Consider the following 1,966-nt stretch of genomic DNA (forward strand, 5'->3'; position numbering starts at 1 on the left):
CCGACGTCTTCTTCGTCGAGCACATCGTCAACGCCCTCGCCGAGGACCTCGGCAAGATCGCCGAGGCCCTCGAGAGCGGCGCCGACGATCACGTGGCCCTGCCGGCCGCGCGCATCCACCAGCTCTACCGCCGGCTGCTCGCCACCTTCGACGCCACGATGACCAGCTTCGAGCGCAAGCGGTACGTGTCGCTGTCGAGCGAGCCCAACAAGGCGATGAACCTCAACAGTTACATCGGACTGATGGGTGGCAGCTACCAGGAGGTCGGCACCCCGCTGGGTGTCGCGCTCGTACCCGCCGCACCCGGCCGTGCCGAGCTGACCGTGCCCGACCCCGACTACGTGCTCACGCTGGACGCCGACAGCGTCCTGATGCCGGAGTACGCGCTGCGCCTGGTGCATCTGATGGAGCAGGGCGCCCACGAGCGGGACGCGGTGGCGCAGACGCCGTACAGCGCGTTCCCCGGCTCGGCGACCCGGATCGAGCGCGTCTCCGGCGCCACCACCGACATTCAGCACATCGTCCACCAGGGCATGACGCACTACGACGCCACGTTCTGGGTGGGCGCCAACGCGGTGCTGCGCAAGAAGGCCCTGGACGAGATCTGCGAGGTCGCCTACGAGGGCGACTGGGAGATCAAGCGCTACATCCAGGACCGGACCGTCATCGAGGACACCGAGTCGACGATCGACCTGCGGGTGAACGGCTGGAACCTGTTCAACTACCCGGAGCGGCTCGCGTACAGCGCGACCCCGCCGGACTTCGGCTCCCTCGCCATCCAGCGGCAGCGGTGGGCCAACGGCGGCCTGCTCATCCTCTCCCGCCTGAAGGACCAGTTCCGGGCGCACGACAAGGTGCGCTTCGGCGAGCTCTTCCTGCGGGTCAACTACATGGCCTCCATCTTCTGGAGCTCCGTGTGCCTGGTGGTCATGCTGGCCTACCCGTTCAACGCCGACCTGCTCAACCCGATCCTGTTGCTGGTGTCGGTGCCGTACTTCCTGATGATGAGCGCGGACCTGAAGGCGGCCGGCTACAAGCGGCTGGACGTGCTGCGCATCTACGGGTTCAACCTGATCCTGTTGCCGGTCAACCTCAGCGGCAGCTTCGCCTCGATCCTGCAGCTGCTGACCGGGGAGAAGAGCGCGTTCAAACGTACGCCGAAGGTGCGCGACCGGACGACGGCCGCGACCTCCTACCTGCTCGCACCGCTCGCGTTGATCGCGCTCTGCGCCTACACCGTCGTCCGCGACGTGCAGCTGCGACAGTGGGACAACCTGATCTTCGCCGGGCTGAACCTGGTGCTGTCCACCTACGCGATGGTGGCCTTCGTGGGGCTGGGCAACACGCTCGTGGACTTCTACACCCACCTGCGCAGCTGGCTGTACCGCCCGGCGCAGCCGAAGCGGGCCGCCAAGGCGAAGCCGGCCGACGCGCCGGCGCCGGCGCCGACCGGCGCGATCGGCGACTGGGCCTCGGTGCTGCACTACCGGTCGGACCGCGGATCGTCGGGCCAGGTCGCGGTGCGGGCCGCGCAGCCCGCGCCCGGCCGCCGCGGGCACCAGCCGTCGCGGTCGAGCTCGTTCGAGGAGTTCACCTTCTTCACCGTGTTCCAGCCGATCTCCGACCTGGCGACCGGCGACGTCGTCGGCTACGAGGCGCTGACCCGCTTCGCCGACGGCAGCAGCCCCGAGCGCGGCCTGGAGGACGCGCAGAAGCAGGGCCGCGGCATCGACCTGGACGCCGCGCTCATCCGGGCGGCGCTGGCCTCGGCGGACGCCCTGCCGGACGGCGCGTGGCTCGCGATCAACGTCTCGGGTGACCTGCTGCGGCGGCCCCGCGAGCTGGAGCCGCTGCTGGCGGAGAGCTCACGGCCGCTGGTGCTGGAGATCGCCGAGGCCGATCGCGCCGACCTCGACCACCTGCCCGGCGGGGTCCGGATCGCGGTCGACGACGCCGGCGCCGGGTA

At 69.9% G+C, this 1,966-nt stretch carries 1 protein-coding gene; it reads left to right on the forward strand.

What is annotated here, in order from left to right; all coding sequences use genetic code 11:
- Positions 1-1,966: glycosyltransferase family 2 protein (locus tag AB0M20_RS40605; protein ID WP_364306528.1), on the forward strand; the 1,966-nt coding region annotated here is incomplete at both ends.

The sequence above is a fragment of the Actinoplanes sp. NPDC051633 genome (genome assembly GCF_040681735.1).
GTDB lineage: Bacteria > Actinomycetota > Actinomycetes > Mycobacteriales > Micromonosporaceae > Actinoplanes.